The organism is Rhizobium sp. 62_C5_N11_2 (assembly GCF_051811185.1).
In the GTDB taxonomy this organism is placed as follows: domain Bacteria; phylum Pseudomonadota; class Alphaproteobacteria; order Rhizobiales; family Rhizobiaceae; genus Rhizobium; species Rhizobium leguminosarum.
In genome coordinates, this window is record NZ_JBPWPW010000001.1 from 1,006,310 (window position 1) to 1,031,009 (window position 24,700).

Consider the following 24,700-nt stretch of genomic DNA (forward strand, 5'->3'; position numbering starts at 1 on the left):
ATGACCCTCAATCGCATATATACCTCTCTCCCGCTTCTTCTGTCAGTGTCGCTGCTTGCAGGCTGCGATCAGAGCTCCGTTGCGGGGGAGGAGACGGCTCCCCGCCCTGTCAAAGTCGTCATGGCCGCGGCCGAACAGGACAAAATCGTAAGTTTGCCCGGCGTGGTGCGAGCCCGCATCGAGACCGACCTGGCGTTTCGGACGCTGGGGCGAATGGTGTCTCGCAAGGTCGATGTCGGTGACCTTGTGCACAAGGGCGATGTCCTGGCGGAAATCGATCCGCTCACTCTGCAGCTCGCGGTCACGAGCGCGGAGGCGGAATTCCACAACGCCCAGGCGCAGTTCGAGAACGCCGCGACGACGGAAACCCGCAAGCGAAGGCTCGTCCAAAGCAATGCAGCGAGCATTGCTGATCACGATCTTGCCGACCAGCAGCTCAAGTCGGCTACCGCCAATGTTGCGAAAGCGACGGCCAGCCTTGCGAAGGCGCGCGAGCAGCTAGGCTACGCCGAGCTGAGGGCCGAGTTCGATGGCGTCGTGACCGCCACGTCCGCAGAAATGGGCCAGACCGTTTCTGCCGGCCAACCGGTCTTGAAACTGGCACGCCTCGAGCAGCGCGACGTGGTCGTCGACATGCCGGAAACGCAGTTCAGTCGCATTCGCCTGGACGACCGCTTCAACGTCGCCCTCCAGCTCGACGGCAGGATCCAGGCGACTGGCGTGGTCCGCGAGATCGCACCGCAGGCCGATCCCAATACCCGCACCTATCGGCTGAAGATCGGGATCGATCAGGCGCCGGACATCTTCCGCCTTGGCGCCGTGGTCACCGCGACGCCGCTTGTCGGAGAAAGGAAGCAGGCGATCACGCTGCCGCTCTCCGCCATTCGCCATGAAGGCGGCACCAGCCAGGTATGGGTGGTAGATCGCTCGACAGCCACTGTCGCTCCGAGAGCGGTTGAACTGGAAGGTCCGGCGTCCGCCCCCCGTTCTGTCCTGGTTCAAGCGGGCCTGCGGGAAGGGGAAGAGATCGTCATCGCCGGAGTCGATGAACTCACCGATGGACAGAAAGTGCAACTCGGACAGGAGCCACGCCCGTGAACAAATTCAACCTTTCTGACTGGGCGCTCGAGCATCGTTCTCTCGTCTGGTACTTCATGATTATGTTCGCGGCGGCGGGCGCCTTTGCCTATCTCGGGCTCGGCCGCGAGGAGGATCCGTCCTTCACGATCAAGACGATGGTGATCCAGGCCCAGTGGCCGGGCGCTTCTGCACAGGAGGTGACGCAGCAGGTTACCGACCGCATCGAAAAGAAGCTCCAGGAACTCGACAAACTGGAACATACCCGCAGCATTACGACTGCCGGTCAAACGATCGTCTTCGTCGATTTGCTGCCGGATACGAACGCACGGGACGTAAAGCCCACCTGGTCGCGCGTCCGCAACTTGATTGACGATATCAAGCACGAATTCCCCCAAGGCGTGGTCGGCCCCTTCTTCGATGACCAGTTCGGCGACGTCTATGGCAATATCTTTGCCTTCACGGCGGACGGCCTCAGTCAGAGAGAACTGCGCGATTTCGCAGAGGGTGCCCGAACGCAGATCCTCAACATCCCCGACGTCGGCAAGGTCGACATCGTCGGTGCGCAGGACGAGGTGATCTACCTCGAGTTCTCCACCCGCAAGATCGCCGCTCTCGGCATCGACCGCTCCGCCATCATTGCCACGCTCCAGGCGCAGAACGCCGTAACCCAGTCCGGCTTTGTCGAAACGGGGCCGGAGCGAGTCGCTTTGCGGGTCGGCGGGCGTTTCATCTCCGAAGACACCCTGCGGGGGATCAATCTTCGAGTAAACGACCGCTTCTTCCCGCTGACCGACGTCGCCACCATCTCCCGTGGCTACGTTGACCCGCCGACGTCGCTCTTCCGCTTCAACGGAAAGCCCGCCATCGGGCTCGCGATCGGCATGAAGACGGGCGGCAATGTGCTTGCCTTCGGCGAAGCGCTTGACAAGACGATGAGCAAAATCACCCAGGAGCTTCCGGTCGGCGTCTCCGTCGAACAGGTATCCGACCAACCGAAGGTGGTTGAGGAGGCAGTCGGCGGCTTTACGAAAGCTCTGTTCGAGGCAGTCGCGATCGTGCTCGCGATCAGCTTCATCAGTCTGGGGATGAGGGCCGGCCTGGTGGTGGCAATCGCGATCCCGCTCGTTCTCGCCATCACGTTCATGGTCATGTTCTACACCGGCATATCGCTGCAGCGCATCTCGCTTGGAGCGCTGATCATCGCGCTCGGCCTCCTCGTCGACGACGCCATGATCGCCGTCGAGATGATGGTTGCACGGCTGGAAGCGGGCGACAGTCTCACGAAGGCCGCCACCTACGTCTACACATCGACTGCGTTTCCCATGTTGACCGGCACTCTGGTTACGGTCGCGGGCTTCATCCCCGTCGCTTTCAACAAGAGCAACGCCGGCGAGTTCACCTTCACGCTCTTTGTCGTCATTGCGGTTTCGCTCGTCGTTTCATGGGTGGTCGCGGTCGTGTTCACGCCCCTGATCGGGGTGACCATTTTACCAAAGACAATGAAGAAGCACGCTGAGCACAAGGGTTGGTTTGCGAAGGCGTTTTCGAACGTGCTGCAATTCTGCCTGCGCTGGCGCTGGATGACGATCATCGCAACAGTCCTTCTCTTCGCTGGATCAATCGTTGGCCTGTCGATGGTGCAACAGCAATTCTTCCCGAGCTCTGACCGTCCGGAACTGATCGTCGACTGGAACCTGCCGCAGAACAGCTCGATCGCTGAAACGAGCCGCCAGATGGCCCAGTTCGAGCATGAGATGCTGACTGACAACCCTGGCATCGAGCATTGGTCGACATACGTTGGCAGGGGTGCGCCGCGCTTCGTTCTTTCCTTCGACGTGCAGCCGGCTGACGTTTCTTTCGGCCAGACGGTCATTGTCACCAAGGGACTGGACGTCAGGGACAAGCTGAAGCAGCAGATGGAAACCTACCTTCAGAAGACGTTTCCGGGAACGGACGCTTACGTGAAGCTTCTGGACATCGGGCCTCCGGTTGGCAAGCCGATCCAGTACCGTGTGTCCGGCGAAAATCTGCAGACGGTGCGCGACCTGGCACAGAAGCTGGGCTCGATTGTCGGCACTTATCCTTCCCTCAGGAACATTGCCTTCGACTGGAACGAGCCGGCCCGTGTCGTGAAGATAGACGTGTTGCAGGACAAGGCCAGACAGCTCGGCGTCTCGTCCCAGGACATCGCAATGGCGCTCAACACTGTCGTACAAGGAAATGCCGTAACGCAGGTCCGGGACGACATCTATCTGGTCGATGTCATCGGTCGTGCCGCGGAAAAGGAGCGCGGCTCGATCGACACCCTGCTTGACCTGCAACTGCAAAGCAGCAGCGGTCAATCCGTCCCGCTGTCATCGGTCGCAACCTTCCACTACGAGCTCGAACAGCCGACAATCTGGCGCCGCGACAGAATTCCGACCATCACGATCAAGGCCGGGATCGGCGATGCGACGCAGCCGGCGACGGTGGTGAAGGCACTCTCCGACAAGGTTTCAGCTTTCGAAAAGACGATGCCGGCCGGGTATTCGGTCAAGATCGGCGGCGCGGTCGAGGAAAGCGCCAAGTCGCAAGGTCCGATCGCGAAGGTGGCGCCGGCTATGTTCGTCATCATGGCGACGCTGCTGATGATCCAGCTTCAGAGCTTCCACAGGCTGTTCCTGGTCTTCTCGGTGGCGCCGCTGGCCCTTATCGGCGTCGTCGTGGCACTGCTCGCCAGCAACTCGCCGCTTGGGTTCGTCGCACTCCTGGGTGTGCTCGCGCTGGTCGGAATCCTCATCCGCAACTCCGTGATCCTGATCGTGCAGATCGAGGAGCTGCGTGCAGAGGGAATGTCGGCATGGAAGGCGGTGGTGGAGGCGACCGAACACCGCATGCGGCCGATCATGCTCACTGCCGCGGCCGCGACTCTGGCCCTGATCCCGATCTCGCATGAGATTTTCTGGGGTCCGATGGCTTACGCGATGATGGGTGGGATCGTCGTCGGAACGGCGCTGACGCTTCTCTTCCTGCCGGCGCTCTACGTCGCCTGGTTCCGGATTCTTCGCGAAGCCGAGCAGCACTGAGATGACCACATCCCTCTCACTCCCTGGGCGCATTGCCCAGGGTCTCACCAGCTTTGGGTTTGGGTTCGGCAAGGCGATCGCTGCCCGCTTGGGCCGCGCCGTCCTGGTCCTTGTGGCCCTGTCACTCGTTACATCGGGTTGCGCCAACCGGGTGCAGGATGTCCTGCAGCCTCTCGCCGTGGCCCCGGCCGGCACGAGCCGGGTCACCATGCTCGTCGCCACGACGCGCAAGCCTTCGGAGGATCCCGGCAAACTCTTTTCCGGCGACCGCGGGACGGCGATTTCCCTTAACAGCGTCGACGTATCCATCCCGCCCGATCGGAACCGCAAGATCGGAGAGGTGCAGTGGCCGTCCCGCATGCCGCCCAACCCGCAAAAGCAGTTTGCGGTCACGCAGGTTGCCAAGGTGCAATCCGAGGGCCAGGCGTTCGACTGGTACCGGAAGAATCGAAACACCAAGCATCAGGTCATCATTTTCGTGCATGGCTTCAACAACACCTATGCCGATGCCGTCTTCCGCTTCGCGCAGATCGTCCATGACTCGGGAACCGACGCCGCACCGATCCTCTTCACCTGGCCATCAAGGGGCCGTGTCTTCGATTACCTCTATGACAAGGAGAGCGCCAACTATTCGCGTCGCGCTCTGGAGGATCTGATCCTCCAGGCTGTGAACAGTCCCGACGTCTCCGATGTGACGATCCTCGCCCATTCCATGGGCGGCTGGCTTGCGGCCGAGGCGCTGCGTGGCGTCGCCATGCGCGAGAAATCAATCCCGACGAAGGTGAAGAACGTTGTTCTCGCATCGCCGGACATCGATATCGACGTGTTCCGTCGCCAGTTCACCGAGATGGGGGCGAAGCGGCCACACTTTGTGATCCTGACATCGACACGTGACAAGGCGCTGGAGATGTCGAGCTGGTTATCGGGTGGCGTTAGCCGCGTCGGCGGGTCCGATCTCAGACCCTACGCGCCTCTTCTCGACCAACTCGGCGTTTCCGTTATCGATACCAGCGCCATCGCGACGAATGATCCGCTCGGCCACAATGCCTTCGCCGACAGTCCTGAGATCGTGCGCCTGCTCGGGCGGCGGCTGGCAGGGCAGAGCCTCGAGGGTAGAGAGGCAAGCGTTGCCGATCAGATCGGGATGACGGCGGCCATTTTCGCCGGCTCGGCAGCGCGCGTAGCCGTTGCGGCTCCAGTCGCGGTCATCAGCCCGGAGGCGCGAGAAATCCTGAAGCGGGAGCTCTCCTCGAATGGGGGAAAGATGGTGGATGGTCAGATTGCGTACTGATCGTCAGCCGCCTCGATCAGAGCGGTCTGAGACCCGTCCAGCATGCGGACTAGATAGGATTGGCAAATGGAAGTTGGCACGACTGTAAAAAACCAGCCGCGAGCTGATTACATCTCCTCGATCGTCGAAGCCGGCACGGCAGCGTGCCGGCTGTACGGGCCCACGAAAACAAACGTCGTCGATATTGCTCGACTGCTGGGGAAGTCGCCGGCAAGTGTGTACAAAATCTTCCCCTCCAAGGCGGCGATTTGGGATGCCATCGCCGGGAATTTTTTCGAAACTGACCTCCGCTTCACTCCGTCTGCCGACGGCGAGCTCACCAGTGCGGCGAGCCGCCTGAAAAAAACCGCGCTCGGGCAACACCGCCTGATGCTGCAGGCACGTCTCGGCGACAGCCAGATGTTCGACCTCGTTGTTCTCGCCGCAGACGGCAGTCGGCCATCATTCAGAGACCATCTGAAACGACTTGAGGCGCATGTGAGGGAGCTCGTTTGCGCCGGCATCGCGAATGAAGAGTTCGTTCCGAGGAATGTTGACGCGGCCGCATCCTGCTTTTGCGCCTCAATCATCTCCTTATGGGACCCCAGAATTATTGGCGCCCTGCCTTGGAGCCACGGTGAGCTATCAGCTCATGAACTCGCTTCCTTTGCAGTTGCAGCTCTCCGGCCAAGTTCCCCAGGCGTGGAGAGCATGGCCGCGGAATGACGCCCCCAGATGCGGCCGCTAGGCCGCGAGGATGGTGATCCCGTACGAATTGGCGGCCGCAGTCATGCGAGCGATGGTTTCCGCCGAAGGGCTGACCTTCGGTGGCTCGGTCGTGCCTTCCGCTTCGATAAACTCGGCCATGTCTCGATCGACGACCGCGGAAAAGACCACGGGAACGGTTCCGCGGTTGGAATAGCCGTGCACCATGAAGGGCGGGATGGTGACGATGTCGCCGGCGCTGGCTTCGATCTCTTCGGGGCCGCTGTCGCTCAGGCGCCAGATCGTCAGCTTTCCCTCGATGATGCGGAACACTTCCGGGCTCGCATGCGCATGTTTCGGCGTCCGGCTGCCTGATGGCACGGTGACGTCGAAGATATTGAGCCAGGCTCCGCTAATTCTAAGCCGCCGCTCGACCCGGTCGCCGAGGACGAAAAACCGCTTTGCCTCGTCGCTCGCAGGCATTTTCACAAATGAGTTGGACATCATGTCTCTTTCTTTTTCTTACAGGGCTTCTTCTTATGGGCTTTTTCTTGCGGGCGCAGCCGTTAGACCTTTGCGACGCCTTTGACAACCCGCCCTGTTGTTGGGAGTAACATCGCCGAACGCTTTCAAAGAAACGCGCTACATCGGTCGAAGCGATGAACAAACGGCTCCGTTGCCAGGGGTTCAGCGCCGCTCGCGCGCCACTGCGTCACGAGACTGTCGGGGCCGATATCGGTACGTCGGGGCGTTTCCGCAAGGTCCGCCAATGCCGCATCAGCTATGCGGAAATGACTGAGGCCGGAGAGTTCGAAAGGCTCGGCGCCTGTAATACCGCCGACACAGAAGGGGTGCATAGAACGCGGCGGCCGTTCTTAGCCGTTCTTGGGGGCCGTCATTCCACGCCGTCCCGGCATTCACATTGATCATTCACATTGATGGAGCGCATCCATGTCTACTCTTCCCGTCGTCGGCGCTGCCATGACGCTCGATGAAGTCGAACTTCACCGTGACTGGCTGTTCGAAAAGTCCCGCGATCTCGAATTGCAGAGCTTCGTCGATGCCGAGATTCTGAACGGCGACTGGGCGCCGCTTGCCGCCCGCGCCAGAAGGCTTCTCGACGGTCATGGCGGCCGCCTCGGCATTCACGGCCCGTTCTGGGGCTTCACCATCGCCTCGGAAGATCCTGATATCCGTGGCATCGTCACTAGGCGCCTGCTGCAGGGGCTCGATGTCTGCGCCGCCATCGGCGCAACCCAAATGGTCATCCACAGTCCCTTTACGTCATGGTCCTACAACAATCTCGACGACAATGCCGGCGCCCGCGAGGCCTTGGTCGAGCGCACGCACACGACCCTGCGCGATGCCGTCAGGCGCGCCGAGGATATCGGCTGCACCATGGTCATCGAGAACATCGAGGACAAGGATCCGCATATTCGCGTGGCGCTTGCCGAGAGCTTTAACTCGCCCGCCGTCGCCGTCTCGATCGATACCGGCCACGCCCATTATGCCCATGGCTATACCGGTGCCCCGCCGGTCGATTATTACGTCAAGGCCGCCGGCAATCGCCTGCAGCATGTCCACCTGCAGGATGCCGACGGATATGCCGATCGCCATTGGAGCCTCGGTGAGGGCTCGATCCACTGGCACGCCGTCTTCAGGGCCCTTGCCAAACTCGAAAGCAATCCGCGCCTCATCATCGAGATCAAGGATAAGTCCAAGATCCCGGCTTCATCAGCTTTTCTCGCCTCGATCGGCGTAGCTGAATAAGGTTCTAAGCCCGGCCCGCTCTCCCTGGTTCCCGTGCTCGCCACAGGAGGGGAGGGTGGAGTCGCGCTTCATGAGAACCTGGTGATTACGCTGATTCCCGTGGCCTCAGCCTTGTCGAGTGCCATCAGCGCCGGCACCGCCTCCTCGAGGCTGACCCGCCGTCCGATCAGCTTCTGCGGCGCGATCTTGCCGGCCGAAAGCATCGACAGCATGGCGTCGTAACGCCAGGCCTGCATGCCGTGGCTGCCGTAGATTTCCAGCTCGTGGCCGATCACCTGCGCCATTGGAATCTGCGGCGTTGCGTGTTCACCCAGCATCAGCCCCACTTGTACATGCCGCCCGCGCCGGCGCAGATTCTTGATCGAGTTGAAGCAGGTGACGGGATGGCCGAGCGCATCGATCGAGACATGCGCGCCGCCCTTGGTGATTTCGCGCACCGTTTCCGCCACGTCGGCGAGACCTGACGCATTGACCGTCGCCACCGCCCCGCAATCCCGCGCAAAGGCAAGCTTCTCCTCGGAAATGTCGATGCCGATCGCATTCGCTCCGAGCGCCGTGGCGATCATGATCGCCGACAGGCCGACGCCGCCGCAGCCATGCACGGCGATCCATTCGCCGGGCCCGGTGCGGGCCTGGTCGGCGACGGCGCGAAACGAAGTGGCGAAGCGGCAGCCGAGGCTTGCCGCCGTCGCATCGTCGATCGTATCGGGCAGGTGCACCAGATTGGTGTCGGCATAATCGATCGCCACATATTCGGCGAACGATCCCCAATGGGTGAAGCCCGGCTGGAACTGGTTCGGGCAGACCTGCTGGTTGCCGGAATGGCATTCGCTGCAATGGCCGCAGCCGGAAACGAAGGGCACGGTCACCCGGTCGCCGACCTTGAAGCGCATCACGCCGCGGCCGGTGGCGACGATCCGCCCGGCAAGCTCGTGTCCCGGCACATGCGGCAGGCGGATATCCGGGTCGTGGCCCATCCAGCCGTGCCAGTCGCTACGGCAGAGCCCGCTGGCCCCGACCGCTATGACGACGCCGTCCTCGGTTGGCGTCGGATCGGGCAGGGTGCGGATTTCGGGCGCCTGTTCGAAGGCTTCGTAGAACATGGCTTTCATCGGCGTCTTCCCTTGCTGTCTGTCCGTGATTGCGCGCATGATGACATGCGGCAGGTAGCCATTCCAACATTCCATTCCATCATTTTTGCTGATGCACCCATCGATGAAGCCGCCTTGCTGCGCACGAATATTGCGGCCTGCCGCCATTCCCCGGCATTTTCTTGCTTCCGCGTTTCCGCTCGGGATTTGTCCTTGACCCGGCTTGCCGCGGCGGTTTTTCCTTCTCCGGCTTCAGGAGGAAACCATCATGGCCGTCGATACATCACCCCGTTCAACCACCTGGACCCATGTCGACGGGGAGTGGCTCCCTGGCAATCCGCCGCTGATCGGGCCGACCTCGCACGCCATGTGGCTGGGCTCGACGGTCTTCGACGGCGCGCGCTGGTTCGACGGCATCGCGCCGGATCTCGACCTGCACTGCCAGCGCATCAACCGCTCGGCACTCGCCATGGGCCTGAAGCCGGTAAAATCAGCCGAGGAGATTGCCGCACTTGCCTGGGAAGGCGTTGCGAAATTCGACGGTGCGACGGCAATCTATATCAAGCCGATGTACTGGGGCGAACACGGTTCGCCCGGCAGCGTCGTCGCCGTCGACGGGGAATCGACCCGCTTCGCGCTCTGCCTGTTCGAGGCGCCGATGGGCGGCCATGGCGGCACCAGCCTCACCGTCTCGCCCTATCGCCGCCCCTCGCCGGAAACCGCGATGACCGAGGCGAAAACCGGCTCGCTCTATCCAAACAGCGGCCGCATGATCGCCGAAGCGCGCAGCCGCGGTTTCGACAATGCGCTGGTGCGCGACCTGAATGGCAACGTCGTCGAGACCGCTTCCTCGAACATCTTCATGGTCAGGGACGGCGTGGTGATGACGCCGGCCGCCAACCGCACCTTCCTCGCCGGCATCACCCGCGCCCGCGTCATCGGCCTGCTGCGCCAGGCCGGTTTCGACGTGCACGAGGCAACGCTCTCCGTCGAGGATTTCATGCAAGCCGACGAGATCTTCACCACCGGCAACTATTCCAAGGTCGTCAGCGTCACCCGCCTCGACGACCGCAACCTCCAGGAAGGCCCGGTCACCCGCAAGGCGCTGGAACTCTACATGGACTGGGCCTACGGCCGCAGCGAAAGCGAGGAGTGAGCCACGATCCCGCGAAGCGGGAGCAAGCGATCCAGTGAATCGATTGCAGTGGCGAACGCCCGAAGCGCAAGCGCAGGGCCGGCGCGGTCGGTGCCAGCCACACCCGAGCCCATTCGCAAAAAAAAGTGAGAGCAGGCCTACCCGGGGCGCACCCTCACGTCATCCACTTCCGATGTTCCGCAAATCTCTCCGCCAAGAGATCGATGAACAGCCGCACCTTGGTCGGCAGGTGGCTGCGGTTGGGATAGACGGCGTTGATGTTGAATTCGATCGGCCGGTAGTCCGGCATGATCTTCACCAGCCGCCCTTCGGCGATGTCATCGAACACCACGAAACTCGGCGCCAGGAAGATGCCCCGCCCGGTCAGCGTCAGGAAGCGCAGCATCTCGGCACTGTTGGAGACGACATTGCCGCTGATCTTGACGCTCTCCTTTTTGCCCTCGCCATCCTCGAAGCGCCATTCGTCGCCATAGGGGTAATAGGCATATTGCAGGCAATTGTGATCGGCGACCTCGGCCGGCGTCTTCGGCATCGGACGGCTCTCGAAATAGGCCGGCGAGCAGACGAGCATATGGCGCCAGGGCGTCAGCTTGCGCGCGACGAGCGACGAATCCGGCGGCAGTACGGTGCGCATCACCAGATCGTAGCCATCCTCGATCATGTCGACCATCCGCTCGCCGACGCTGAAATCGAGTGAGATCGAGGGATAGAGCTCCATAAATTCGCTGACGACAGGCGAGAGGAAACGCACGATGGCGCTGCTGGTATAGACCTTCAACGTGCCGCGCGGCGTCGAACTCAGCGCGCCTGCCGTCCGGTCCGCCTCTTCCAGCTCGGCCAGGATCTGCAAAGAGCGCTCATAGTAATATTTGCCGGTTTCGGTCAGGCTGACCTTGCGCGTCGTGCGGTTAAGCAGCCGCACGCCGAGCCGGTCCTCCAGCGATTGCACGTGGTTGCCGACCATGGTGACGGACATGTTGAGCCGGCGCGCGGCGGCGGAAAAACCACCGCATTCCACCACCCGGCCAAAGACTGTGAGGCTTGTCAGCCGATCCATATTGCCCTCGGATTATCCGCTGAGAGTTGATGATCCTTCCCGATTTAAGCAGATTATCAAAATAAATGTCAGGGTGCATTTTCCTGCGCATCGAACATGGCCTCTCACGGAGGAGGCCAACGGTGAAGGAGAATTGCGATGGTCGAGTTACCCCACAGGCAAGTTTTCGAAAGTGCGAAGCAGGCCGAGCAGATCTTGGCCGAGGAAGCCGCCAGGGCGCCGGCCGCCGAGGCGCCCGCCATGCCTGTCTCTGAAGCGCCGGTCGTCGAAGTACCGGCTGCGGACGCATCAGTCGCGGAAGCGCCCAAAAAGACCGGCCGTCGGATCGTCAAGCGCGCCGTCATTGCCGCCGCGCTGCTTGCCGGCGTCGCTTTCGCGGGCGATTTCGGCTATCGCTACTGGACGGTCGGCCGCTTCATCGAAACCACCGACGATGCCTATGTGAAGGCCGATTACACCACTGTCGCCCCGAAGGTCGCCGGCTATATCAGCCAGGTGCTGGTCAACGACAATGACGCGGTCAAGGCCGGCCAGGTTCTCGCCCGCATCGACGATCGCGACTTCCAGGCTGCACTGTCGCAGGCCAGAGCCGATGTGAAGGCGGCCGAAGCCGCCATCACCAATATCGACGCCCAGATCTCCTTGCAGCAATCGGTGATCGAGCAGGCGAGGGCGACGATCGATGCCTCGCAGGCATCGTTGGAATTTGCCGTGTCCGATGCCGCCCGCTCGGCCCGCCTGATCACCAACGGCGCCGGCACCCAGTCTCGCGCCGAACAGACCCAGTCGGCCCGTGACCAGGCCGCTGCTGCCGTCGAGCGCGACCGGGCAGCCCTCGTCACGGCTCAGAATAAGGTGCCGGTGCTGCAGACCCAGCGCGAACAGACCGTTGCCCAGCGCGACCGTGCGGCCGCCGCCGCCCGGCAGGCAGAGCTCAACCTCTCCTATACGGACATCGTCGCTGCCGTCGACGGCACGGTCGGCGCCCGGTCGATCCGCGTCGGTCAGTATGTCACTTCGGGCACGCAGCTGATGGCGGTCGTACCGCTGCATGCGTTCTACGTCGTCGCCAATTTCAAGGAAACGCAGCTGACCTATATCAGCCCCGGCCAGTCGGTCGAGATCAAGGTCGACAGCTTTCCCGACATCTCGATCAAGGGTCATGTCGACAGCGTTTCGCCGGCAAGCGGCCTGGAATTCTCGCTGCTGCCGCCGGACAATGCCACCGGCAATTTCACCAAGATCGTTCAGCGCATCCCGGTCAAGATCGTCATCGACGACGAAGCGCTGAGCGGCCTGTTGCGCTCGGGCATGTCGGTCGAGCCTGAAATCGATACCAAGGCTGCCCAAACCCAAGCTGCCGAGACCAAGGTGGGCGAGACCAAGCCTGCCCAAGCCACTGGGGCGGCCGAAGAGGGATTATCCAGCCACGCTGGATGATCCTTCCCTTCTTCGCCCAATGATCCCGATCATTTCCGAATGATCCCGATCATTCCCGAATGATCACCCGAACCCCGTCATGAGAAAGTTTCCCGCGAGAGCTGGAAGGAGATAAGCCATGGCCACTCTTCAGATCGCCGCAAACGGCAATTCGCTGGCGCGCCCCGCCGCCGCAGCGCCCGTGGCACCTGCCGTCATGAGCCCTCTGCGCATGTGGGCAGCCGTTGTCGGCTCGACGCTCGGCGCCTTCATGGCCGTTCTCAACATCCAGATCGTCAATGCCTCGCTTGCCGATATCCAGGGCGCGATCGGCGCCGGCACGGATGACGGCGGCTGGATTTCGACTTCCTATCTGATCGCCGAGATTGTCGTCATTCCGCTCAGCGCCTGGCTGGCGCGCGTCTTCTCGGTCCGCAACTATCTGCTTGTCAACGCCATCCTCTTTCTCATCTTCTCCGTCGCCTGCGCCTTCGCGGCCAATCTGCAGCAGATGATCATCCTGCGCGCCATACAGGGCTTTTCCGGCGGCGTGCTGATCCCGATGGCCTTCACCATCATCATCACCCTACTGCCCAAGGCCAAGCAACCGATCGGCCTTGCCCTCTTTGCCCTGTCTGCCACTTTCGCGCCGGCGATCGGCCCGACGATCGGCGGTTACCTCACCGAGAACTGGGGCTGGGAGCATATCTTCTACGTCAACCTGGTGCCCGGCGCGCTGATGGTTGGCCTGCTCTGGGTCTCGCTCGACCGGGCGCCGATGAACCTGAAGCTGCTCGCCAAGGGTGACTGGCCGGGCATCATCACCATGGCGATCGGCCTTGCCGCCCTGCAGACCGTGCTGGAAGAGGGCAACAAGGAAGACTGGTTCGGCTCCGATTTCATTGTCCGCCTGTCCGTTATCGCCGCCGTCTCGCTGACGCTGTTCCTGATCATTGAGCTGAAGACCGCCAATCCGCTGCTGAACCTTCGCCTGCTGGTGCGCCGCAATTTCGGCTTCGGCATCGTCGCCAATTTCCTGCTCGGCATTGCGCTTTACGGCTCGGTCTTCGTGCTGCCGATCTATTTGACCCGCATCCAGGGCTATAATTCCGAGCAGATCGGCATGGTTCTCGCCTGGACCGGCATCCCGCAGCTGCTGCTGATCCCGCTGGTGCCGCGGCTGATGAAGCATTTCGACGTCCGCCTGCTGATCGTCGTTGGCTTTGCCCTTTTCGCCGCCTCGAATTTCATGAACGTCCACATGACCGGCGATTATGCGAGCGATCAGTTGTTCTGGCCGAACATCGTCCGCGCCATCGGCCAGGCGCTCGTCTTCACGCCCCTCTCGGCAATCGCTACCGCAGGCATCGAGCAGGAAAATGCCGGTTCGGCTTCGGCACTCTTCAACATGATGCGCAATCTCGGCGGCGCCGTCGGCATCGCCTCGCTGCAGACCTTCCTGTCGAAGCGCGAGCAGTTCCACTCGAACATCCTGACCAACTCGGTCTCGGTCTTCGAGGAAGCCACCCGCGATCGTATCGCCAGGCTTACCGGCTACTTCATGAGCCACGGCATCAGCGATCAGGCGCTCGCCGGCCACAAGGCAGTCGTCGCCATCGCGCTGAAAATACGCAAGCAGGCCAATATCATGGCCTTCAGTGACACCTTCTTCCTGCTCGGCGTTGCCCTTGTCGTCGCCCTGCTTGCAACCCTGCTTCTCAGGAAACCCGGTCAACTCTCCGGCGGCGGCGCTCACTAGCGCCCCGCCTCCCTCAAGGAGGAGAAAGCCATGACGTCAGCGATCTATGCTCCCGATACCGACAGGCTCCAAACGAAGACCGCCGGCCATGCCGTCAGCGCCGCTGCGCTGCTCTCCATCATCGAATGGCTTTCCGGCGATGAATGTCACGCGCTCGACGAAGCGGGCCTCGTCTCCGGCCTCGGCCGCAGGCTCCAGGCGCTCGGCCTGCCAGTCGACCGGCTGACCTTGCATCTGATGACGCTGCATCCCGAGTTCATCGGCCGCACCATCGCCTGGGCGCCGGGCGAACCGGTCGAGATCCACGACCGGGAACACGGCGCCCGCGTCGCCATATCAAATACGCCGCTGCGCAAGGTCATGGAAACCCGCGAACCGCTGGTCGTCGATACCAGAGAAAGTGTGCATGGCCGCTGGCAGCATATCGATGTCTTTGCCGATCGCGGCCTGATGCAGCTCGTCATCGCGCCACTTTGCAATGTCGACGGCCCGGTCAGCGCCGCCGTCTTCGGTACGAAGCGGCCGGGCGGCTTTACCGCCTCCGAACGTCAGGTGATCGAGCGCATCCTGCCGGCGCTGCGCAATACCAGCGAACTGCGCATCCTTCGCCAGGTCGAGCTCAGCCTGCTCGATACCTATATCGGCCCGCTGACGGCAAGCCGCATCCTGGCCGGCCGCATCCGCCGCGACGAGGTCGAATCGATGGAGGCAGCCCTGCTGCTCTGCGATCTCAGAGGCTTTACCGAACTGTCGAACCGGCTGCCGGGCAGCACCGTGCTCGGCCTGCTCAACGCCTATTTCGATAAAATCGTGCCGGCCATTACCCGCGAAGGCGGCGAGGTGCTGAAATTCATGGGTGACGCCGTGCTTGCCTTTTTCCCGGGCTATGATGCCGCCCATTCCTGCGGCGCGGCCCTGGCATCGGCCCGCGCCATCCTCGATGAGATCGACCATTTCCAATATGAGGGCATCGGCGTGAAGGCCGGCATCGCCCTGCATTACGGCGAGGTCAGCTACGGCAATGTCGGCTCCGGCCGCCGCCTCGACTTCACCCTGATCGGCGGCGACGTCAACCTGGTCAGCCGGATCCAGACCGCCTGCAGCGAACTGGGTGCGGCCCTGCTGATGTCGGCGCCGTTTCGCGACGAGGCCGGGGCAGGGGATGCCGTCTCTGTCGGGGCGCACAGGCTGAAGGGTTTTGCCGATCCGGTCGAACTGTTCACGATCGTGCGGTAGGTGCCAAACCGCCCACTTGCATAAAATGCATGGCAGGTCTGCCCGAAACGGCTTCGTCTTCCCCCCATCTTTTCGCCATAGTGGCGCCGAAATTCCGCAAGCGGGGAGGAAGAGGCTTATGACTGTGCTGTTCGACGAACAAGGTGAGATCATCCGCGAACTGGGTGTCGCCGCCGACATCGACCCTGAGCGCGAGATCGAACGGCGAACCGGTTTCCTCAAGGATTATCTCATCGCTTCGGGCATGCGCGGCTACGTCCTCGGCATCAGCGGCGGCGTCGATTCGCTGACGGCGGCGCTGCTGGCCCAGAAGGCGGTGCGCGAGCTGCGGGACAGCGGTCACGCGGCCGAATTCATCGCCGTGCGCCTTCCCTACGGTGTCCAGGCTGATGAGGCCGATGCGGTGAGGGCGCTGGAAACGATCGGCGCCGACCGCTCGATGGTGGTCAACATCAAAGCGCCGGCGGATGCGATGCTTGGCGCCGCGTTAAACGGCGGCCTCGCCTTTGCCGATGCCGGCCGGCAGGATTTCATCCTCGGCAATATCAAGGCCCGCCAGCGGATGATCGCCCAGTTCGCCCTGGCCGGGGCGCTTGGCGGCCTCGTCATCGGCACCGATCATGCGGCCGAGGCGGTCATGGGCTTTTTCACCAAGTTCGGCGATGGCGCGGCCGATATCCTGCCGCTCGCCGGCCTCAACAAACGCCGGGTCCGCCTGCTGGCAAAGCGGCTCGGCGCCCCGGACGAGCTGGTGTTCAAGGTGCCGACCGCCGATCTCGAGGACCAGCGCCCATTGCGCCCCGACGAGGAGGCCTATGGCGTCAGCTATGACGAGATCGACGATTTTCTTGAAGGCAAGCCGGTCGGCGAGATCGCCCGCCGCCGCATCCTCGCCGCCTATCGGGCGACCGGCCACAAGCGCGCCCTGCCGGTCCGTCCTGATGAGGCGAGATAGGCGTGTGGTGCAAAATAGACGCCGTCGGCATCGAAGGCCTCGAGATCTTCGGCCTGCAGCGCCTCGCGCACCTTCGGTCGCGCCGCCACCCGGGCCATGAAGCCGTGCAGATCAGGCCATTGCTTGAGATCGATGTCGGTCCAGGGCGACCAGTTCAGGCAGACGAAGAGATAGGCATCTGCCACCGTGAAGGCATCGCCGGTAAGATAGGGTCCGGCAAGACGGCCGTTCAGCCAGGTGAGCCGCTTCGAGATCAGCGCGCGGACCTCGCCATGAACGCTGGAATAAATCGGGTTGAAGAGCAACACCATCGGCTTGTGCAGCTCGGCGGTGATGAAGTTGAGATAGGATTGCACCTCGTTGCGGCGGATGTCGCCGACATCAGGCAACATAGCTGCCCCTTCCGGCACGCTGTCGGCGAGGAACTGCACGATCGCCGGCCCCTCGGTCAGCACCTTGCCATCGTCGAGCATCAGCGCCGGCACATAGCCGTTGCCGTTGATGGCGAGGTAATCCTCGCCGTCGCTCGTCCTGTGGGTCTGCCGGTCAACCTGGACGAGCTCGATATCAAGCCCCAGCTCCCGGCAGATGATGTGCGGCGAAAGCGAACAGGCGGCTGCGTGCATATAGAGTTTCATTGCGGTTTCCTCTCCCTGTGGAGGCGGTCGGTGCCGCCCGCCGATTAGCGTTTGAATATTTGTACTGTTTCGCATAAAATAATCTTCGTCAAGAATTTAATGCGAAACGGTACAAAATATGAAGGACGAAAAGAAGCGCGGCCGCCCAAGGGCCTTCGACGCCAAGGCGGCGCTCGGCAAGGCGCGGGATGTCTTCTGGGACAGGGGGTTTGCCGCCGCCTCGCTCGACAATCTGAGCGCTGCGACCAACCTCAACCGCCCGAGCCTCTACGGCGCCTTCGGCGACAAGGAGGATCTCTATCTCGATACGCTGGAGGGGTATCGGCAGGACGGCATGGACGTGCTGACTGAGGCGCTCGACCCGTCACTGCCGTTGCGCGACAATATCGCCCGCGTCTATGCCGGTGCGCTGGCGATTTATCTGCACGGTGAAACCGCCGCCCGCGGCTGTCTGCTGATCGGCACGGCATCGGCCGAGGCGGTCCAGCATGAGCGGGTCCGCGAGATGCTCGGCCGCAGCCTCAATGATTTCGACGACGAGATCGAAAAGCGCATGCGCCTTGCCGTGGACAGGGGCGAGCTTCCCCAAAGCGCCGATCCGCAGATGCTTGCAAGGCTCGCCTCCGCCGTCATGCATTCGCTCGCCGTCCGCGCCCGCGCCGGCGACAGCCGCGAGACGCTGGAAGCGATCGCCCGGTCGGGCGTCGAGCTGATCTGCGGGAGCGCCCCCTAGAACAGGATGATTTTAGGCCCGGTCGGCCTAAAATCCAAATCCTGTTCTAAATTATATAGTTAGAGCATGATGTCGTCCGAAAACCGTTCACACTTTTCGGCATCATGCTCTAGCTGGATGTCCGCCGATCCCTCGGCCGTACCATCCAGGAATAGGCAGCGCCGGCGAGAAGCAGTACTGACGTGCCGAGGAACACCGCCCGCATGCCGATATGCCCGCCGACAAAGCCGCCAAGGATGGGGCCGGCCACCTGGCCGACATATTGCGACGAGATGGAAAGCCCGAGAATGCTGCCGGCCGCACTGTCCGGCACGCTGTGGCGGATAACAGCGGCGATGCAGGGCAGCAGCCCGCCGAGTGCTGCGCCCATCAGGAAACGCAGGATGATCAGCTGCCAGGAGCTGGTGACGAAGGCCTGCGGGATCAGCAGCAGCCCGGCGACGGCGAGCGCGCCTGAAATCACCAGCCAATGGCCGATCCTGTCGGCGAGCTTGCCGAGCCATGAGGCCGAGAGAATGCTGCCGAGAGCGGCGGCTGACATGACTATTCCCGATATCATCGTCACCTGGGCTTCGACGGGCACGAGCTGCGCGACATAGACGGTGATGATCGGCTCGATCGACATATTGGCGAACATCAAGAGCATGCCGGTCGCCAGCATGGCGATGACGGGCCGCTTGTCGGCAATGGATTTCCAGCCGCCGCTGGCCTTGGCCGCCTGCTTGCGAGCCGGCGATTTCTCTTCCTTGATCAGCAAGGCCGTGGCGAGAAAGGCGAGGAAGATCATGCCGCCAGCGGCGAGAAACGTGCCGCGGATGCCGATGATCGGCGGCAGCGCCCCGCCGACCAGCGGCCCGACGAGATTGCCGGCCATGATGCCGGAGGAGAGCACGCCGAGCGCCCAGGCCGAACGGTCCTTCGGCGTCTGCGTCGCCACCAGCACCATCGAGCCGGAGGCATAACCGCCGGCAAGCCCGACGAAGAGGCGCAAAGCCACCAGCTGCCAGACATTGCCGGCCATGCCCATCAGCGAGATCGCCAGCGTCATGCCGAGGCTGGCGCGCACCAGCATCAGCTTACGGCCGTAAATATCGCCGAGCCGGCCCCAGAGCGGCGCGACGAGAGCCGCGGCAAAGAAGGTGGCGCCATAGGCGATACCCGACCACTGCACGATGTCAGCATGGTCGCTGACACCGAGCTCCTCGACATAAAGCGGCAGGAAGGGAAGCAGCAGCGTCATCGCCACGATCGTGGTGAAGGAGCCGATCAGCGAGATGGTGAGATTGCGCTTCCAGTGGATCGAGCCGGGCCTGGCGCTGGCGGCGTCCAATTGCGTATCGGTCATTCTCTCGGCCCCGGCATTGATCGCGCGGCGAGTTCCGCACGCATGGTGAAACAATGTGCCCTTTGCCGCGGCGAGGAGATCGGCGCGGGTGAAACTGTCCTGAGATCGAGTTTTTCGAGGTCGAACGCATAGGCCGTAGCGGTGCATGCGCTCGCCGTTCCAGGGCGGGCACGCGCTGATATAACCGCGCTATGGCCCATCCTTCAAGATGGCGCTTCCGCATTGGTGGCCTGTCTTTGGAAATGAGAGCCGCAATCTGGACCCTCTCGGACAAAACTGCTACAACATGACCGATTGCATAATGCAATCGGTCAATCCAAGGACATTGCCATGAGCGACATGCGCAGATCCCGAGAGCAGAGCGTCCGTCATCTCTACGCCGCCTATCTCGACGACCGCAAGGATATCGTCGGCGCCATGTTGACGGAGGATTTCACCTTCTCCAGTCCGCGTGACGACCACATCGACCGGGCGACCTATTTCGAGCGCTGCTGGCCGAAGGAGCCGGTCTTCCGCGGCTTTGACATCGAATTCCTGGCGATCGACGGCGACGAGGCGGTCATCCGCTATCGCGCCGAAAAACGGGACGGCGGCAGCTTCCGCAACATAGAGAGCCTTCGCTTCCGCGGCGACAAGATCGCCTCCGTGGATGTCTATTTCGGCCGGAATCTGTAGTCTCCCGGCCGGGATGGCGATCGCCCTGTCTTTACAGGAGCCGCATTGCCGACGTGCCGATGATGATCATCGAGACCGCCACCATCAGCGGCCGCACCGGCAGCCGTTTGACGAGGATCGCGCCGAAGGGGGCAGCGATGACGCCGCCGATGATCAGGCCGATCGCCGAATTGAGCTCCGACCAGCCGAGCGTCAGCATGAAGGTCAGGGAAATCGTCAGCGTCACCGCGAATTCGGTGAAATTGGTCGAGCCGATCACCCGTTTCAGATCATGGCCGCGGCTGACCAGCGAACTGGTGACGATCGGCCCCCATCCGCCGCCGCCGATCGCATCGAGCACGCCGCCGCAAAGCCCGACCGGTGGCACCATCCAGTCGCGGACATCCCGTTTCGGCGGCGGCCGAAAGGCTTTGTAGAGGATCACCAGCCCGATCGCGATCAGATAGGCCGACACGAAGGGCGCGATCACCTTGCCGTCGATATTGGCCAGCAGATAGGCGCCGATCGCGCCGCCGATCATGCCGGCCGGTGCGAGCCGCGCCACGAGGCGCCAATCGACGTTGCGATGATAGGCGTGCGAGATGCCCGAGGCGGCGGTGGTGAACATTTCCGCCACATGCGTCATGGCGCTGGCATTGGCCGCCGGCACCCCGAAGGCGAGAAGGCTGGTCGTCGACAGCACGCCGAAGGCCATGCCGAGTGCGCCGTCGACGATCTGCGCGCAGAAACCCACGACGATGAAGAAGAAGAAATCCGATGTCATGCAGTCCCCTCAGACAAACGGTAGCATCAGAATAAGCGACGCGGGGAAAAAGTTTCCGGTCTCAGGCGGTAAGTCCGCGCTGCTTCAGACGGACGATCTTGAAGAAGCCGTTCGGAAAGACCGGCAGGATATCGGCAGGCGCGAAATTACCGCGGCGCTCGGCCCAGGCGAGGATGCGGTGAATGCGGAAGGCGGAGGACCAGCCGATGTGGCGCACCAGCGGCGCCACCGCCGTCTCGATCGCGCCCTGCAGACCGGCGCCGTCGCCAAGCTTGCTGGCAAGGATGATCTCGCCGCCCGGCCTGAGCACTCTCGCGCATTCGTCAAGCGCCCGTTCGGGCTCGGGGATGAGCGTGATGACGAAGGGCAGGCAGACCGCATCGAAAGACCGGTCGGCAAAGGTAAGCGCATGGGCATCCATCACATCAAGCGCCCGCACATGCTGCAGCTTCTCGCGTTTCGCCTTTTCACGCGCCCGCGCGATCATGTGTTCGGAAATGTCGATGCCGGTTACCCGGCAGTGGCGCGGGTAATGCCCGAGCGTCAGGCCGGTGCCGACGCCGATTTCCAGAATATCGGTGCCGGCTGCGGCCGCGAGTGCAGCAAGCTTGCGGTGGCCATCGCGCAGGATGCCGCGATAGACGCGGTCATAGACCGGCGCCCAACGCTGATAGATTTTTTGCTGATCTTCCGCCCTGCTGCGAAGCTCTGACATGCCGGCACCTCCCTACAGCGCCGCACGTCTTTTCGGACGCGCAAAGGGCGCTGTAACACTTTGAATTGCTGCATAATTTTGCCCCTAAACCAATTCTGCTTTAGGGAATTATGCAGTCGCAAGCCCAGGAAAAGTGGAAAGCGGTTCCCCAGGAATTGCATCTAATAAAAAGATTTGAGCGGTTCTGTGCTTCTCTCAAAAGCTGAACCGCTCTAAAGCCCAGCCTCTCAACTCCTAAGGGTAGGTTCCGGTTCCCGGCGAAATGTGACCCAAGGCACAGATCCACACCGGGGGGCACTTTGGGCGACCCCGCTACAGCCTATTTTGCCGGCATCAGCCCAAGCTGTTTGGCGTCCAGTTCGCTGCCGATCTCGACGGTTTTCTTTTGCTTGTCGTAGACGCAGATCTGGGCGATCAGCCCCTTGGCGCCCTTCGGCTTGCCTGTCACCAGGGCAAGCCCGTAATGCGAGCTGCCGAACGGATCAACCGTGGTGCTGGGCTTCTCGATCGTGACCGCTGCCTTATTGCATTTGGCCTCGACGTCGGCGGCGAGCTGCTTCCAGGCGTCATCGGAGGAGGCATGCGCCGTACCTGCCAGGCAAAGCAGGACGGCGGCAGTGAGAGGCTGGATTATATTCCTGTTCATATCGGGTCTCCGTTGATCTCCATAACAGGCAAAGCGGTTTTCGGGGCGGGCATTCCCATTGATTTGCCCAAGCGATTTCTACGCGCGACTCCAACCCTGTAACTGAGGCAAATTTTCCTCCGGCCGGTCGTTTTTTGATAATTCGCCGGTTGCCTCTCCCCCTTTCCGCTCCTATGTTCCGCCTCACCTGCCGAGACGCAATCAATTGCCAAGAGGAGATCTGACATGGCTTTCGAATTGCCTGAACTTCCCTATGATTACGAAGCGCTTGCTCCCTTCATGTCGAAGGAAACGCTGGAGTTCCACCACGACAAGCACCATAAGGCCTATGTCGACAACGGCAACAAGCTCGCCGCCGAAGCCGGTCTTTCGGACCTCTCGCTCGAAGACGTCGTCAAGAAGTCCTTCGGCACCAATGCCGGCCTCTTCAACAACGCGGCCCAGCACTACAACCACATCCATTTCTGGAAGTGGATGAAGAAGGGCGGCGGCGGCAACAAGCTGCCGGGCAAACTCGAAGCGGCCTTTACCTCCGATCTCGGCGGCTATGACAAGTTCAAGGCCGATTTCGCCAATGCCGGCGCCACCCAGTTCGGCTCCGGCTGGGCCTGGGTTTCCGTCAAGAACGGCAAGCTCGAAATCTCCAAGACCCCGAACGGCGAAAACCCGCTGGTTCACGGCGCCACCCCGATCCTCGGCGTCGACGTCTGGGAACACTCCTATTACATCGACTATCGCAACGCCCGCCCGAAATATCTCGAAGCCTTCGTCGATAGCCTGATCAACTGGGACTACGTCCTGGAACGCTACGAAGAAGCCACGAAGTAAGCGGCACCAGACCAGCCGCCATGGCGGCGATGTCGTCCGCCTCTTCGAATTTGACACCCGGCGCCTCAAACGCCGGGTGTTTCGTTTTCACACGAAGCCGTCACATCCCTGTCACCAGCCGCTCCTAATCACGCCCCATGTCTTCCTCTGCGTCTCCCTTGTTCCGCTTCGGCGTCATCGCCGACCCGCAATATGCCGCGATCGCGCCGCATGTGGCGATGGATCGCTATTACGCCAACAGTCTCGCCAAGGTCGCCGCGGCGATCGAGGTGTTCAACGGCTGGGAATTGAGCTTCGTCATGACGCTCGGCGATGTCATCGACCGCAGCTTTTCAAGCTTCGACGATATCCTGCCGGTCTATGACAAGCTCAGGCACGAGGCGCTCTTCCTGCTCGGCAACCACGATTTCTCGGTCTCTGCAGGACACTTGTCCGAAGTCGCCGCGCGCCTCGGCATGCCATCGCCCTATTATAGCTTCTTGCGTCACGGCTGGCGCTTTATCGTGCTCGACGGCAACGAGGTCAGCATCTTCGCGCCGCCCGAAGGCCATCATCATCGTGCGCTTGCCGCTGAGATGCTGGCGGAGCTGCAGGCTAAGGGTGCCAGGAATGCCCATCGCTGGAATGCCGCGCTGAGCGACGAACAATTCGCCTGGCTTGGCGATGAAATCGCAAAAGCGGCCGAGGCCGCCGAAAAGGTGATGGTCATGAATCACTATCCCATTCATCCGCCCAGTGAGCACGGCATGTGGGACAGCGAGCGCATCGTCGAGCTGCTTGCCTCCAGCAGCAATGTCGTTGCCTATCTCAACGGCCACGACCACGTCGGCAATTACGGCATGGCCGGCGCCTGTCACTTCGTCAATTTCAAGGGCGTGGTCGACACCGAGACGGAAAACGCTTTCGCGATCGTCGAGGTTTATACAGACCGCATCGAAATCCGCGGCTTCGGCCGCGAGGTGAGCCGCACGCTGGCTTACTAGTTGCGAAACAGCGCGAACCCGAGCGTGTCGATGATCGACCGAACGGCTGATATCAGGCAGGCACAGCCTTCTCCGTCCAGCCGCTGGTCCAAAGCTCCCGCAGCCGGTCGCCGTCGCCCTTGAAGAAATCCTCGCTCGTTGCGCAGCGCTCCACCCGGTCGCTGCGGAAATTGCGGATCGCCTGGCGCAGCTCGCACCAGGCGACGATATTGGCGGTCTGCGAATAATAGATCAGCGCGACCGGCCGGATCGTCCGCTCGCTGGCGCGGCCGAGTTCGTCGCGGTAGCCGAGCATCAGCTTGCGTTCGTCGCGGATCGCGCGGCGCACGATCGCCAGGTCGAAGCCGGCCGGCTGCGCAATCGAGCCCCAGGCGTAAAGCGCCTTGTTGTCCATCGCCTGGCGTAGGGGCGCCGGCACCGCGCCGGCAATCTTCTGGTTGACCCGGCGCGCGGCCTGCTTCAGCTCCTCGTCCGCCGTCCGTTCGAGCAGCGCCAGCGACAGAACGATCGCCTCCATCTCCTCGATCGAAAACATCAGCGGCGGCAGGTCGAAACCCGGCCGCATGATGTAGCCGATGCCGCGCCCGCCTTCGATCGGCACCCGCATCGCCTGAAGGGCGGCGATGTCGCGATAGATCGAGCGCACGGTCACCTCGAGCGTCTCGGCCATCGTCGCTGCTGTCATCGGCTTTCTTGCCAGCCTGAGGATCTGAATGATCTCGAAAAGCCGCGAGGCCTTGCGCATTTTTGCCTCTCCCATCCGCCACGCTCCTGACAATACACTGTCAGTTGGGTTCCCGTATAGAGCCGA

23 protein-coding genes are annotated in these 24,700 nt (G+C 62.2%); 14 read left to right on the plus strand and 9 right to left on the minus strand.

What is annotated here, in order from left to right; genetic code table 11:
• The 4 genes from AB8B31_RS05115 (at window position 1) to AB8B31_RS05130 (ending at window position 6,141) form a co-directional block, all read left to right on the plus strand.
• Window positions 1-1,098: an efflux RND transporter periplasmic adaptor subunit gene (locus AB8B31_RS05115; RefSeq protein WP_439007386.1), complete on the plus strand. Its 1,098-nt coding sequence runs from the start codon at window positions 1-3 to the stop codon at window positions 1,096-1,098.
• Entirely contained in the window at window positions 1,095-4,145 is a 3,051-nt protein-coding gene (locus tag AB8B31_RS05120) for an efflux RND transporter permease subunit (protein WP_439007387.1), read from the plus strand. Before AB8B31_RS05115 ends, AB8B31_RS05120 begins: the two co-directional genes overlap by 4 nt.
• A gap of 1 nt (window position 4,146) precedes the next feature.
• Window positions 4,147-5,436 carry an alpha/beta hydrolase gene (locus AB8B31_RS05125; protein WP_439007388.1) on the plus strand — a complete coding sequence of 430 codons (1,290 nt, stop codon included), beginning with the start codon at window positions 4,147-4,149 and terminating at the stop codon, window positions 5,434-5,436.
• 66 nt (window positions 5,437-5,502) lie between these two features.
• Window positions 5,503-6,141, plus strand: a complete 639-nt coding sequence (locus tag AB8B31_RS05130; protein ID WP_439007389.1) for a TetR family transcriptional regulator — start codon at window positions 5,503-5,505, stop codon at window positions 6,139-6,141.
• An 18-nt stretch (window positions 6,142-6,159) separates the two neighbouring features.
• On the opposite strand, the gene AB8B31_RS05135 is transcribed toward AB8B31_RS05130, so the two are convergent.
• Window positions 6,160-6,627, minus strand: coding sequence for a cupin domain-containing protein (locus tag AB8B31_RS05135; RefSeq protein WP_028733833.1), 468 nt, complete (start codon window positions 6,625-6,627; stop codon window positions 6,160-6,162).
• A gap of 444 nt (window positions 6,628-7,071) precedes the next feature.
• On the opposite strand from AB8B31_RS05135, the gene AB8B31_RS05140 reads away from it, so the two are divergent.
• Window positions 7,072-7,890, plus strand: a complete 819-nt coding sequence (locus AB8B31_RS05140) for a sugar phosphate isomerase/epimerase family protein (protein ID WP_439007390.1) — start codon at window positions 7,072-7,074, stop codon at window positions 7,888-7,890.
• 68 nt (window positions 7,891-7,958) lie between these two features.
• Here the strand turns inward: AB8B31_RS05140 and AB8B31_RS05145 are convergent, their stop codons facing one another.
• Window positions 7,959-9,002: a zinc-dependent alcohol dehydrogenase family protein gene (locus tag AB8B31_RS05145; protein ID WP_439007391.1), complete on the minus strand. Its 1,044-nt coding sequence runs from the start codon at window positions 9,000-9,002 to the stop codon at window positions 7,959-7,961.
• A 247-nt stretch (window positions 9,003-9,249) separates the two neighbouring features.
• Here AB8B31_RS05145 and AB8B31_RS05150 point away from each other — a divergent pair, with 247 nt between their 5' ends.
• Window positions 9,250-10,137 (plus strand): branched-chain amino acid aminotransferase, encoded by an 888-nt coding sequence (locus AB8B31_RS05150; RefSeq protein ID WP_130652034.1) that lies wholly within the window; start codon window positions 9,250-9,252, stop codon window positions 10,135-10,137.
• A gap of 154 nt (window positions 10,138-10,291) precedes the next feature.
• Here AB8B31_RS05150 and AB8B31_RS05155 read toward each other — a convergent pair whose 3' ends face one another.
• The gene (locus tag AB8B31_RS05155; RefSeq protein ID WP_018446283.1) at window positions 10,292-11,194 is read right to left on the minus strand and encodes a LysR family transcriptional regulator; all 903 of its coding nucleotides are present in this window, start codon (window positions 11,192-11,194) and stop codon (window positions 10,292-10,294) included.
• 138 nt (window positions 11,195-11,332) lie between these two features.
• Between AB8B31_RS05155 and AB8B31_RS05160 the strand changes: the two genes are divergently transcribed.
• The 4 genes from AB8B31_RS05160 to nadE all read left to right on the plus strand — a co-directional run bounded on the left by AB8B31_RS05160 (window position 11,333) and on the right by nadE (window position 16,563).
• Window positions 11,333-12,634 carry an HlyD family secretion protein gene (locus tag AB8B31_RS05160; protein WP_439007392.1) on the plus strand — a complete coding sequence of 434 codons (1,302 nt, stop codon included), beginning with the start codon at window positions 11,333-11,335 and terminating at the stop codon, window positions 12,632-12,634.
• 118 nt (window positions 12,635-12,752) lie between these two features.
• Entirely contained in the window at window positions 12,753-14,372 is a 1,620-nt protein-coding gene (locus AB8B31_RS05165; RefSeq protein ID WP_130652036.1) for an MDR family MFS transporter, read from the plus strand.
• Window positions 14,373-14,402: 30 nt separating this feature from the next.
• Window positions 14,403-15,608, plus strand: coding sequence for an adenylate/guanylate cyclase domain-containing protein (locus AB8B31_RS05170; protein ID WP_439007393.1), 1,206 nt, complete (start codon window positions 14,403-14,405; stop codon window positions 15,606-15,608).
• Window positions 15,609-15,726: 118 nt separating this feature from the next.
• Window positions 15,727-16,563, plus strand: coding sequence for an ammonia-dependent NAD(+) synthetase (nadE, locus tag AB8B31_RS05175; protein ID WP_439007394.1), 837 nt, complete (start codon window positions 15,727-15,729; stop codon window positions 16,561-16,563).
• Here nadE and gstA read toward each other — a convergent pair.
• Window positions 16,506-17,201 carry a glutathione transferase GstA gene (gene gstA, locus AB8B31_RS05180; protein ID WP_439007395.1) on the minus strand — a complete coding sequence of 232 codons (696 nt, stop codon included), beginning with the start codon at window positions 17,199-17,201 and terminating at the stop codon, window positions 16,506-16,508. The two genes, nadE and gstA, sit on opposite strands and share 58 nt — an antisense overlap.
• Window positions 17,202-17,319: 118 nt before the next feature.
• Between gstA and AB8B31_RS05185 the strand changes: the two genes are divergently transcribed.
• The gene (locus AB8B31_RS05185) at window positions 17,320-17,934 is read left to right on the plus strand and encodes a TetR/AcrR family transcriptional regulator (protein ID WP_028733842.1); all 615 of its coding nucleotides are present in this window, start codon (window positions 17,320-17,322) and stop codon (window positions 17,932-17,934) included.
• A 109-nt stretch (window positions 17,935-18,043) separates the two neighbouring features.
• Here the strand turns inward: AB8B31_RS05185 and AB8B31_RS05190 are convergent, their stop codons facing one another.
• Window positions 18,044-19,279, minus strand: coding sequence for a multidrug efflux MFS transporter (locus tag AB8B31_RS05190; protein WP_439007396.1), 1,236 nt, complete (start codon window positions 19,277-19,279; stop codon window positions 18,044-18,046).
• A 330-nt stretch (window positions 19,280-19,609) separates the two neighbouring features.
• Here AB8B31_RS05190 and AB8B31_RS05195 point away from each other — a divergent pair, with 330 nt between their 5' ends.
• Window positions 19,610-19,954 carry a nuclear transport factor 2 family protein gene (locus tag AB8B31_RS05195; protein ID WP_047619637.1) on the plus strand — a complete coding sequence of 115 codons (345 nt, stop codon included), beginning with the start codon at window positions 19,610-19,612 and terminating at the stop codon, window positions 19,952-19,954.
• 31 nt (window positions 19,955-19,985) lie between these two features.
• On the opposite strand, the gene AB8B31_RS05200 is transcribed toward AB8B31_RS05195, so the two are convergent.
• From AB8B31_RS05200 to AB8B31_RS05210, 3 genes are all read right to left on the minus strand, one after another.
• Window positions 19,986-20,717 (minus strand): sulfite exporter TauE/SafE family protein, encoded by a 732-nt coding sequence (locus tag AB8B31_RS05200; RefSeq protein ID WP_018241221.1) that lies wholly within the window; start codon window positions 20,715-20,717, stop codon window positions 19,986-19,988.
• Between the two features lie 61 nt (window positions 20,718-20,778).
• On the minus strand, window positions 20,779-21,432 hold the full coding sequence (locus AB8B31_RS05205) for a class I SAM-dependent methyltransferase (protein WP_439007397.1): 654 nt from the start codon (window positions 21,430-21,432) through the stop codon (window positions 20,779-20,781).
• Between the two features lie 319 nt (window positions 21,433-21,751).
• Complete coding sequence (locus AB8B31_RS05210) at window positions 21,752-22,078, minus strand: hypothetical protein (protein ID WP_439007398.1); 327 nt, start codon at window positions 22,076-22,078, stop codon at window positions 21,752-21,754.
• Window positions 22,079-22,303: 225 nt separating this feature from the next.
• Here AB8B31_RS05210 and AB8B31_RS05215 point away from each other — a divergent pair, with 225 nt between their 5' ends.
• Both AB8B31_RS05215 and AB8B31_RS05220 read left to right on the plus strand, forming a co-directional pair.
• A complete protein-coding gene (locus tag AB8B31_RS05215) occupies window positions 22,304-22,906 on the plus strand; it encodes a superoxide dismutase (RefSeq protein WP_008528928.1) in 603 nt (200 codons plus the stop codon).
• A gap of 137 nt (window positions 22,907-23,043) precedes the next feature.
• Window positions 23,044-23,889: a metallophosphoesterase gene (locus AB8B31_RS05220; RefSeq protein WP_439007399.1), complete on the plus strand. Its 846-nt coding sequence runs from the start codon at window positions 23,044-23,046 to the stop codon at window positions 23,887-23,889.
• A 52-nt stretch (window positions 23,890-23,941) separates the two neighbouring features.
• Here AB8B31_RS05220 and AB8B31_RS05225 read toward each other — a convergent pair whose 3' ends face one another.
• Window positions 23,942-24,634 (minus strand): helix-turn-helix transcriptional regulator, encoded by a 693-nt coding sequence (locus tag AB8B31_RS05225; protein ID WP_131605359.1) that lies wholly within the window; start codon window positions 24,632-24,634, stop codon window positions 23,942-23,944.
• Between the last annotated feature and the right edge of the window lie 66 nt (window positions 24,635-24,700).

Bases quoted from the DNA above. Each gene is read 5' to 3' on its own strand.
- AB8B31_RS05115 (WP_439007386.1), top strand. From the start codon at position 1: ATGACCCTCAATCGCATATATACCTCTCTCCCGCTTCTTCTGTCAGTG.
- AB8B31_RS05125 (WP_439007388.1), top strand. From the start codon at position 4,147: ATGACCACATCCCTCTCACTCCCTGGGCGCATTGCCCAGGGTCTCACC.
- AB8B31_RS05130 (WP_439007389.1), top strand. From the start codon at position 5,503: ATGGAAGTTGGCACGACTGTAAAAAACCAGCCGCGAGCTGATTACATC.
- AB8B31_RS05135 (WP_028733833.1), bottom strand. From the start codon at position 6,627: ATGATGTCCAACTCATTTGTGAAAATGCCTGCGAGCGACGAGGCAAAG.
- AB8B31_RS05140 (WP_439007390.1), top strand. From the start codon at position 7,072: ATGTCTACTCTTCCCGTCGTCGGCGCTGCCATGACGCTCGATGAAGTC.
- AB8B31_RS05145 (WP_439007391.1), bottom strand. From the start codon at position 9,002: ATGAAAGCCATGTTCTACGAAGCCTTCGAACAGGCGCCCGAAATCCGC.
- AB8B31_RS05150 (WP_130652034.1), top strand. From the start codon at position 9,250: ATGGCCGTCGATACATCACCCCGTTCAACCACCTGGACCCATGTCGAC.
- AB8B31_RS05155 (WP_018446283.1), bottom strand. From the start codon at position 11,194: ATGGATCGGCTGACAAGCCTCACAGTCTTTGGCCGGGTGGTGGAATGC.
- AB8B31_RS05160 (WP_439007392.1), top strand. From the start codon at position 11,333: ATGGTCGAGTTACCCCACAGGCAAGTTTTCGAAAGTGCGAAGCAGGCC.
- AB8B31_RS05165 (WP_130652036.1), top strand. From the start codon at position 12,753: ATGGCCACTCTTCAGATCGCCGCAAACGGCAATTCGCTGGCGCGCCCC.
- AB8B31_RS05170 (WP_439007393.1), top strand. From the start codon at position 14,403: ATGACGTCAGCGATCTATGCTCCCGATACCGACAGGCTCCAAACGAAG.
- nadE (WP_439007394.1), top strand. From the start codon at position 15,727: ATGACTGTGCTGTTCGACGAACAAGGTGAGATCATCCGCGAACTGGGT.
- gstA (WP_439007395.1), bottom strand. From the start codon at position 17,201: ATGAAACTCTATATGCACGCAGCCGCCTGTTCGCTTTCGCCGCACATC.
- AB8B31_RS05185 (WP_028733842.1), top strand. From the start codon at position 17,320: ATGAAGGACGAAAAGAAGCGCGGCCGCCCAAGGGCCTTCGACGCCAAG.
- AB8B31_RS05190 (WP_439007396.1), bottom strand. From the start codon at position 19,279: ATGACCGATACGCAATTGGACGCCGCCAGCGCCAGGCCCGGCTCGATC.
- AB8B31_RS05195 (WP_047619637.1), top strand. From the start codon at position 19,610: ATGAGCGACATGCGCAGATCCCGAGAGCAGAGCGTCCGTCATCTCTAC.
- AB8B31_RS05200 (WP_018241221.1), bottom strand. From the start codon at position 20,717: ATGACATCGGATTTCTTCTTCTTCATCGTCGTGGGTTTCTGCGCGCAG.
- AB8B31_RS05205 (WP_439007397.1), bottom strand. From the start codon at position 21,432: ATGTCAGAGCTTCGCAGCAGGGCGGAAGATCAGCAAAAAATCTATCAG.
- AB8B31_RS05210 (WP_439007398.1), bottom strand. From the start codon at position 22,078: ATGAACAGGAATATAATCCAGCCTCTCACTGCCGCCGTCCTGCTTTGC.
- AB8B31_RS05215 (WP_008528928.1), top strand. From the start codon at position 22,304: ATGGCTTTCGAATTGCCTGAACTTCCCTATGATTACGAAGCGCTTGCT.
- AB8B31_RS05220 (WP_439007399.1), top strand. From the start codon at position 23,044: ATGTCTTCCTCTGCGTCTCCCTTGTTCCGCTTCGGCGTCATCGCCGAC.
- AB8B31_RS05225 (WP_131605359.1), bottom strand. From the start codon at position 24,634: ATGCGCAAGGCCTCGCGGCTTTTCGAGATCATTCAGATCCTCAGGCTG.